Origin of the sequence: Brachybacterium sp. p3-SID1565, from assembly GCF_025143785.1 — a bacterium.
In the GTDB taxonomy this organism is placed as follows: Bacteria; Actinomycetota; Actinomycetes; order Actinomycetales; family Dermabacteraceae; genus Brachybacterium; species Brachybacterium epidermidis.
The window spans coordinates 1-8,067 of the sequence record NZ_JAMBDS010000080.1 but is presented as its reverse complement, the minus strand read 5'-3'; the positions used below and the strand labels follow the sequence as shown (position 1 = coordinate 8,067).

The following is an 8,067-nucleotide window of genomic DNA, read 5'->3' as shown; positions in this document are numbered from 1 at the left end:
ACCGGCTTCCCGGATCTGTCGACCAGACCCAGTTCTCCAGAAAGGCACAAGCCAGTGGCACTTGAAGTGCTCAGTGACCTCACGAAGGTCCGCAACATCGGCATCATGGCGCACATCGACGCCGGCAAGACGACTACCACCGAGCGGATCCTGTTCTACACCGGTGTCAACTACAAGATGGGCGAGACGCACGACGGTGCGGGCACCATGGACTGGATGGAGCAGGAGAAGGAGCGCGGCATCACCATCACCTCCGCCGCGACCACCTGCTACTGGCACGGCAGCCAGATCAACATCATCGACACGCCCGGCCACGTGGACTTCACCGTCGAGGTGGAGCGCTCGCTGCGCGTGCTCGACGGTGCCGTCGCGGTGTTCGACGGCAAGGAGGGCGTGGAGCCCCAGTCCGAGACGGTGTGGCGTCAGGCCGACAAGTACGACGTCCCGCGCATCTGCTTCGTCAACAAGATGGACAAGCTCGGTGCGGACTTCTTCTTCACCGTCGGCACCATCGTGGATCGCCTCAAGGCGAAGCCGCTGGTGATGCAGGTCCCGATCGGCGCGGAGCACGACTTCCGCGGTGTGGTCGATCTCGTCGAGATGAAGGCCTACGAGTGGCCCGAGACCCTCGAGGAGGACCTGCCCGCCATCAGCGCCAAGAAGGGCGATCCGGCCCTGGGCCAGTGGCAGCGTGAGATCCCGATCCCGGCCGAGCTGCAGGACAAGGTCGACGAGTACCGCGCCAAGCTGGTCGAGGACGTCGCCGAGAGCTCCGAGGAGCTCATGGAGGCCTACCTCGAGGAGGGCGACCTCTCCGTCGAGCAGCTGAAGGCAGGCATCCGTCAGCTCACCGTGAGCTCTGAGGCGTACCCCGTCTTCTGCGGCTCCGCCTTCAAGAACAAGGGCGTCCAGCCCGTGCTCGACGGCGTGATCGACTACCTGCCCTCGCCCCTGGACGTGCCTGCGATGGTGGGCCACGACGTCAAGGACGAGGAGAAGGAGCTCTCCCGCAAGCCCGATTGGAACGAGCCGTTCTCAGCGCTCGCCTTCAAGGTGGCCTCGCATCCGTTCTTCGGTGCGCTCACCTACGTGCGCGTCTACTCCGGCCAGGTCAAGCAGGGCGATCAGATCCTCAACGCGACCACCGGCAAGAAGGAGCGCGTCGGCAAGCTGTTCCAGATGCACTCCAACAAGGAGAACCCGGTGGAGGAGGCCTTCGCGGGCCACATCTACGCGTTCATCGGCCTGAAGGACACCACCACGGGTGACACCCTGTGCGATCCCTCCGCGCCGATCCAGCTGGAGTCCATGAGCTTCCCGGAGCCGGTCATCTCGGTGGCCATCGAGCCCAAGACCAAGGGCGACCAGGAGAAGCTCGGCGTCGCGATCCAGAAGCTCGCCAAGGAGGATCCCACCTTCCAGGTCGAGCTGGACGAGGAGACCGGCCAGACCGTCATCAAGGGCATGGGCGAGCTGCACCTCGACATCCTCGTGGACCGCATGCGCCGCGAGTTCAAGGTCGAGGCGAACATCGGCAAGCCGCAGGTCGCCTACCGCGAGACCATCAAGCGCACCGTCGACAAGTTCGACTACACGCACAAGAAGCAGACCGGTGGCTCCGGCCAGTTCGGCAAGGTGCAGATCACCTACGCCCCGCTGACCGAGGCCGAGGAGGGCGTGTTCTACGAGTTCGAGAACCTCGTCACCGGCGGTCGCATCCCGCGCGAGTACATCCCGAGCATCGACGCCGGCATCCAGGACGCCCTGCAGTCGGGCATCCTCGCCGGCTACCCGGTGGTCAACGTCAAGGCCTCGCTGATCGACGGCGCCTACCACGACGTGGACTCCTCGGAGATGGCCTTCAAGATCGCCGGCTCCATGGCGACCAAGGAGGCCCTGCGCAAGGCCCAGCCCGTGCTCCTGGAGCCCCTCATGGACGTCGAGGTGCGCACCCCCGAGGAGTACATGGGAGATGTCATCGGCGATCTGAACTCCCGTCGAGGTCAGATCCAGTCGATGGAGGATGCGAGCGGGGTCAAGATCGTCCGCGCTCTCGTCCCGCTGTCGGAGATGTTCGGGTACGTCGGCGACCTGCGGTCCAAGACCCAGGGCCGTGCGATGTACACGATGCAGTTCCACAGCTACGCGGAGGTCCCCTCCAGCATTTCGGAAGAGATCATCGCGAAGACCCGGGGCGAGTGAGGGAGCCGGGGGAGCGGGTAGGATCTTTCTCCTGCTCCCCTCCTCTCCGTCGGAGCCTGCCACCGGGGCAGGAATCCGATCCCGATCCAGAAGTACCCAGAGATAAGAAGTCCTAGGAGGACACCACCATGGCGAAGGCCAAGTTCGAGCGGACCAAGCCGCACGTCAACATCGGCACCATCGGTCACGTCGACCACGGCAAGACCACCCTGAGTGCCGCCATCTCGAAGGTCCTGTACGACAAGTTCCCGGACCTGAACGAGAAGCGCGACTTCGACACGATCGACAACGCGCCCGAGGAGAAGCAGCGCGGCATCACGATCAACGTGTCGCACATCGAGTACCAGACCGAGAAGCGTCACTACGCTCACGTCGACGCCCCCGGCCACGCCGACTACGTGAAGAACATGATCACCGGCGCTGCTCAGATGGACGGCGCGATCCTCGTGGTCGCCGCCACCGACGGCCCGATGGCCCAGACCCGCGAGCACGTGCTGCTCGCCAAGCAGGTCGGCGTCCCCTACCTGCTCGCCGCGCTGAACAAGGCCGACATGGTCGACGACGAGGAGATCCTCGAGCTCGTCGAGATGGAGGTCCGCGAGATGCTGGGCGGCCAGGGCTTCGACGAGGACGCTCCCGTCATCAAGGTGTCCGCGCTGAAGGCTCTCGAGGGCGACGAGAAGTGGGTCAAGTCCATCGAGGAGCTCATGGACGCCGTCGACGAGTCCATCCCGGACCCGGTCCGCGACCTCGACCAGCCCTTCCTCATGCCCATCGAGGACGTCTTCACCATCCAGGGCCGCGGCACCGTGGTCACCGGCAAGGTGGACCGTGGAAAGCTCGGCATCAACTCGGAGGTCGAGATCGTCGGCATCCGTCCGGCGCAGAAGACCACCGTCACCGGTATCGAGATGTTCCACAAGCAGATGGACGAGGCGTGGGCCGGCGAGAACTGCGGCCTGCTGCTGCGTGGCACCAAGCGTGAGGACGTCGAGCGCGGCCAGGTCGTTGTGAAGCCGGGTTCGATCACCCCCCACACCAACTTCGAGGCGCAGGTCTACATCCTGTCCAAGGACGAGGGCGGCCGTCACAACCCGTTCTACTCGAACTACCGCCCGCAGTTCTACTTCCGCACCACCGACGTCACCGGTGTCATCACCCTCCCCGAGGGCACTGACATGGTGATGCCCGGCGACAACACCGAGATGTCGGTCGAGCTGATCCAGCCGATCGCCATGGAGGAGGGCCTCGGCTTCGCCATCCGTGAGGGTGGCCGCACCGTGGGCTCCGGCCGCGTCACCAAGATCACCAAGTGATCGCTGCGGGGCGCGCCCCGCATCCGTGATGCGTCCAGCGGACGCTGCATGAGGAAGGCCCCGGACCGATACGGTCCGGGGCCTTGCCGCATGCTCGGGGGCGGCAGCGGGGAGCTCAGCGCTCCGGCTGTCCGGGGGTCTTGTCCTCGGGGTGCACCGGCACGACCGGATCCTGCGGGGCGGGCTGTCCGAAGCTGCGGCGATTCGTGGGCCTGCTGCGCTCGGACCCAGGGTCGGCGGGTGCGTCCGCCGCGGGCTGCCCGTAGCGCCCCTGCGCGTGTCGGCCCCGGTCGCTGCCGGGCTGCGCCTGCGTGTGCCCCCAGCCGTCAGCGGACGGCCCGCCCTGGTGCAGCGCGTCCTGGTGCAGCACGTCCTGGTGGGACTGGCCCTGGTGGGACTGGCCCTCGGGGGGCTGGCCGGGCAGCTCCGCGTGGGGGAGAGGGGCTGCGCTCTGTCGGGGGAAGGGCTGGGCGGCCCCCTCCTCCACCAGCAGGCGGCGCGCCTCATCAGCGTGGCGGTGCTCCACCAGCAGCTCGTACTGCATGGGAATGGTGGAGGTCATCGAGGTGAAGTCGCGCTTCCCTCCGCTGGCGGCGTAGCCGATGACGGACCAGATGGTGAAGAACACGATGCCGATCAGCACCGAGGAGATCACCGTGACCTGCGGCTGGGGCGCGAACAGTGCGAACAGGATGCCGATGAACAGGCCCATCCACGCGCCGCTGAGGATGCCTCCCAGGATCACCCGTCCCCAGGTCTGTCGGCCCGTGACGCGCTCCATCAGCTTGAGGTCGGTGCCCACGATCAGGGTGTGCTGGACGGGGAACTGCTTGTCGGCCAGGGTGTCCACGACGGCCTGGACTTCGGCATAGGTGGCGTAGGTGCCCAGGGACCGCGGGTACTCGAGGCGGAACAGCTGTGAGTTCAGTGGGGAGTTCTTCGGCTGTGTCATGGCGACAGGCTAGACCGGCCACCTGCTCGCAGCTGTGGAGCAGGCTGGGAGCGCGTGCGGTCCGCGCCGGAGGGAGTTACGAAGTCGTGATCGTTCGGCGGCGCATTCATGCAACATCGCGCAGTGCGGGCGTTACCCTGGGCGTAGGCGGCGCGACGGCGAGCAGCTGGTGCTCACCGTGTGTCCGGCGCCGACAGCGCATCGCGCATTTCAAAGACGAAAGAAGGACTCATGGACGAGCAGACCACTTCGATGACGCCGCTGGAGCGTCTCGGTGCATCCCGCCGCAGCTTCCTCGCCCTTGCCGGTGCCGGTGCCTCGGCGGCAACCCTGGCAGCCTGCGCCGGAGGCGGCGGTGGCGGCGGTGACGACGAGTCGGATGGCGGAGGTTCCCTCGCCGGCGAGAACGCCTCCGAGGACAACCCGCTGGGTGTGGACGCCGCCGCGCCCGTCGAGGCCGTGATCTTTGATGGCGGCTACGGCATTGCCTATGCCGAGTCCGCCGGTGAGCAGTACAAGGAGATGTACCCCGACGCCGACGTCGAGGTCGCGGGCACGGTCAACATCCAGCCGGACCTGCAGCCCCGCTTCGCCGGTGGCAACCCGCCGGACGTGTTCGACAACTCCGGTGCTCAGAAGCTCGCGATCGACGGCCTGGTCCAGCAGCTGCAGGACCTGGGCGACCTGCTCGCCGCCCCGATGGTGGACGGCGAGGGCACGGTGGAGGAGAACCTCCTTCCCGGCGTCACCTCGCCCGGCATGTTCAGCGGCAAGTTCCTGGGCATGAACTACGTGTATACGGTGTTCGCACTGTGGTACTCCGCCAAGGAGTTCGAGGAGAAGGGCTGGTCCGTCCCGCAGACCTGGGAGGAGCTCATGGCCCTCGGCGAGACCGTCAAGGGTGAGGGGCGCTACCTGTTCTCCTACGGCGGCCAGAACGCCTCGAACTACTATCAGGAGATGGCCCTGTCGATGGCCGCCAAGTTCGGTGGTCCCGAGGTCCTCAAGAAGATCGACAAGCTCGAGGAGGGCGCGTTCGAGCAGGACGCCATCGTCCAGGCGTACGACGCCATGGCCGAGGCGGTGGCGGCCGGCTACTTCGAGCCGGGCGGCGAGGGCATCAAGCACACCGACGCCCAGACCAGCTGGGTGCAGGGCAAGTCCGTGTTCTACCCCTCCGGCTCCTGGATCGAGAACGAGCAGGCCGACGTCACCCCCGAGGGTTACGCCATGACCGGCGCCCCGGTGCCGTCCCTGGACGGCAGCTCGATGCCGCATGAGGCGTTCCACGGCACCGCGGCGGAGCAGTACTTCGTTCCCTCCGGTGGCAACAACCCCAACGGCGGTGCCGAGTTCCTGCGCATCATGCTCTCCAAGGAGCAGGGCGCGAAGTTCGCCGAGCTCACCAAGGCGCCCTCCGTGGTCAAGGACACCGTGCCCGAGGACGGCTTCGGCTCCACCGCGCTGGCCTCGGTCAACAAAATGATCTCCGATGCCGGCGACAACACCTTCACCTACAACTTCTCGGACTGGTACGGACTGGGGTCGGACTCCATCACCAGCTGGACCAGCTTCCTGAAGGGTGACATCGACGCTGCGACCCTGCGCCAGCAGGAGCAGGCCATGATCGACCGGGTGCGCGAGGACGACGCCGTGACCAAGTTCGAGGTCGATTCGTGACAGCAGCTCCGGTCTCCGGACTCGGTGAGGCGGCGGCGACGGCTGACAAGGTCGTTCGCCGCCGCCGACCTCGGGTGCCCACGGTGCAGAGGATGCTGTTCTTCCTGCTGTTCCTGGGGCTCCCGCTGGCCGTGTACATCCTGTTCGTGGTCTCGCCGTTCGTGCAGTCCTTCTACTACTCGCTGACGAACTGGTCGGGACTGTCGCCGTCCATGGAGTTCATCGGCCTTCGCAACTATGAGCGCATCTTCAACGACCCGGTGTTCTGGAAGTCGCTGCGCAACAACCTGGTGCTGCTGGCGGTCCTGCCCACGGTGACCATCGTCCTGGCCTTCGCGCTCGCGGTGATGGTGACGATCGGCGGGGACACCCGTGGGGGCGTGCGCGGTGTGCGAGGCGCGGGCTTCTACCGGGTGGTGAGCTTCTTCCCGTACGCGATCCCCGCAGTGATCACCGGCATCCTGTTCAACTTCGTGTACCACCCCAATGGCGGTCTGCTGAACGGCCTGCTGAACCTCCCGCACGACCTGCTGACCCGCTTCACCGGCAGCTCGCTCATTCCCGCGGTGAACACCGCCTGGCTCGGCGACCAGCGCTACGCCCTGGCAGCCGTGGCCTTTGCGATCATCTGGACCTTCGTGGGCTTCTACATGGTGCTGTTCGTGGCCGCCATCAAGTCCATCGGCCAGGAGGTGCTGGAGGCCGCGCGCATCGACGGCGCCGGCCGCTTCCGCACCGCCGTGCAGATCGTCGCACCGATGGTGCGCGACAGCGTCTCCACCGCGCTGGTGTACATGGGCATCTTCGCTCTTGACGCCTTCACCTTCGTGTCCGTGATGACCCCGAACGGGGGCACGAACAACAGCACCAAGGTGGTCTCACTCCACCTCTACCAGACGGCGTTCTCCGACGGCCGCTTCGGTGAGGCCAGCGCCATGGGCGTGATCATGGCGCTGGTGACCATGGTGGTCGCCGTCGTGGTGATCACCCTGATCCGGCCCAAGAAGGCAGACCGATGACCACCACCGATTCCTCGCTCGATGCGCGCGGGGCCTCCTCCTTCGAGGTCACCGGCGGCCGGGGCCGTCGTGATCGTCCCGCGGCCAAGCGTGAGGGCGGGATGACCTTCACCCATCACCTGGTGCTGGGTCTATGGGCCCTGCTGGTGATCCTGCCCCTGATCTGGACGGTCTACACCTCGTTCAAGACCTCCGCCGAGATCCAGACCGACCCCTTCGGGCCCCCCGCCCAGATGCAGTGGAACAACTACTCGCGCGCCTGGACCGAGGCCCGGATCGGTGAGTACTTCCTCAACACCATCATCGTGGTCGGCTCAGCGCTGATCATCGTGATGCTGCTGGGCGCGATGTGCGCGTACGTGCTGGCTCGGTTCCCCTTCCCCGGCAACCGGTTCATCTACTTCTCGATGATCGCCGGTCTCACGTTCCCGGTCTTCCTGGCCGTGGTGCCGCTGTTCTTCGTGCTGAACAACATGGGGCTGCTCGACGGGAGGCTCGGCCTGGTGGGCCTGATCCTCTCCTACGTCGCGTTCGCACTGCCGTTCACCGTGTTCTTCCTGCACGCCTTCTTCTCCGGCCTCCCGGAGGAGATCAGTGAGGCCGCCGCGATCGACGGGGCGGGCGACTTCCGCACCTTCTTCCAGATCATGCTCCCGATGGCCAAGCCCGGCCTGGCCTCGGTCGCGATCTTCAACTTCTTGGGCCTGTGGAACCAGTTCCTGCTCCCGCTGGTGCTGAACCGCGAGCGCAGCAACCACGTGCTCGCCCAGGGTCTGGTGAACCTGCAGGCTCAGCAGGGCTACCGCGTGGACTGGGGCGGCATGTTCGCCTCGGTGGTGATCACCGTGATCCCGGTGCTGGTGGTCTACGTGATCTTCCAGCGCCAGCTGCAGGGCGG

Annotated in this window: 6 protein-coding genes; 5 read left to right on the top strand and 1 reads right to left on the bottom strand. The window is 66.2% G+C overall.

Going from position 1 to position 8,067, the window contains the following annotated elements:
• The first annotated feature begins 54 nt into the window (after nt 1-54).
• Both fusA and tuf read left to right on the top strand, forming a co-directional pair.
• Nucleotides 55-2,202 carry an elongation factor G gene (gene fusA, locus M4D54_RS13455; RefSeq protein ID WP_193864426.1) on the top strand — a complete coding sequence of 716 codons (2,148 nt, stop codon included), beginning with the start codon at nt 55-57 and terminating at the stop codon, nt 2,200-2,202.
• Between the two features lie 128 nt (nt 2,203-2,330).
• Nucleotides 2,331-3,518, top strand: a complete 1,188-nt coding sequence (tuf, locus tag M4D54_RS13450; RefSeq protein ID WP_193864427.1) for an elongation factor Tu — start codon at nt 2,331-2,333, stop codon at nt 3,516-3,518.
• Nucleotides 3,519-3,633: 115 nt separating this feature from the next.
• On the opposite strand, the gene M4D54_RS13445 is transcribed toward tuf, so the two are convergent.
• Entirely contained in the window at nt 3,634-4,470 is an 837-nt protein-coding gene (locus tag M4D54_RS13445; RefSeq protein ID WP_193864428.1) for a general stress protein, read from the bottom strand.
• Nucleotides 4,471-4,701: 231 nt separating this feature from the next.
• Between M4D54_RS13445 and ngcE the strand changes: the two genes are divergently transcribed.
• The 3 genes from ngcE to M4D54_RS13430 form a co-directional block, all read left to right on the top strand.
• Complete coding sequence (ngcE, locus tag M4D54_RS13440) at nt 4,702-6,150, top strand: N-acetylglucosamine/diacetylchitobiose ABC transporter substrate-binding protein (protein WP_193864429.1); 1,449 nt, start codon at nt 4,702-4,704, stop codon at nt 6,148-6,150.
• Between the two features lie 92 nt (nt 6,151-6,242).
• A complete protein-coding gene (locus tag M4D54_RS13435) occupies nt 6,243-7,169 on the top strand; it encodes a carbohydrate ABC transporter permease (protein ID WP_193864866.1) in 927 nt (308 codons plus the stop codon).
• Nucleotides 7,166-8,067, top strand: a 902-nt coding sequence (locus M4D54_RS13430; protein WP_396121504.1) for a carbohydrate ABC transporter permease, incomplete at its 3' end; no start/stop codon positions are given. The genes M4D54_RS13435 and M4D54_RS13430, both read left to right, overlap by 4 nt.

What these genes read in the sequence shown, in the direction of transcription:
- ngcE (WP_193864429.1), top strand. Translation starts at nt 4,702, where the DNA reads ATGGACGAGCAGACCACTTCGATGACGCCGCTGGAGCGTCTCGGTGCA.
- M4D54_RS13445 (WP_193864428.1), bottom strand. Translation starts at nt 4,470, where the DNA reads ATGACACAGCCGAAGAACTCCCCACTGAACTCACAGCTGTTCCGCCTC.
- tuf (WP_193864427.1), top strand. Translation starts at nt 2,331, where the DNA reads ATGGCGAAGGCCAAGTTCGAGCGGACCAAGCCGCACGTCAACATCGGC.
- M4D54_RS13435 (WP_193864866.1), top strand. Translation starts at nt 6,243, where the DNA reads ATGCTGTTCTTCCTGCTGTTCCTGGGGCTCCCGCTGGCCGTGTACATC.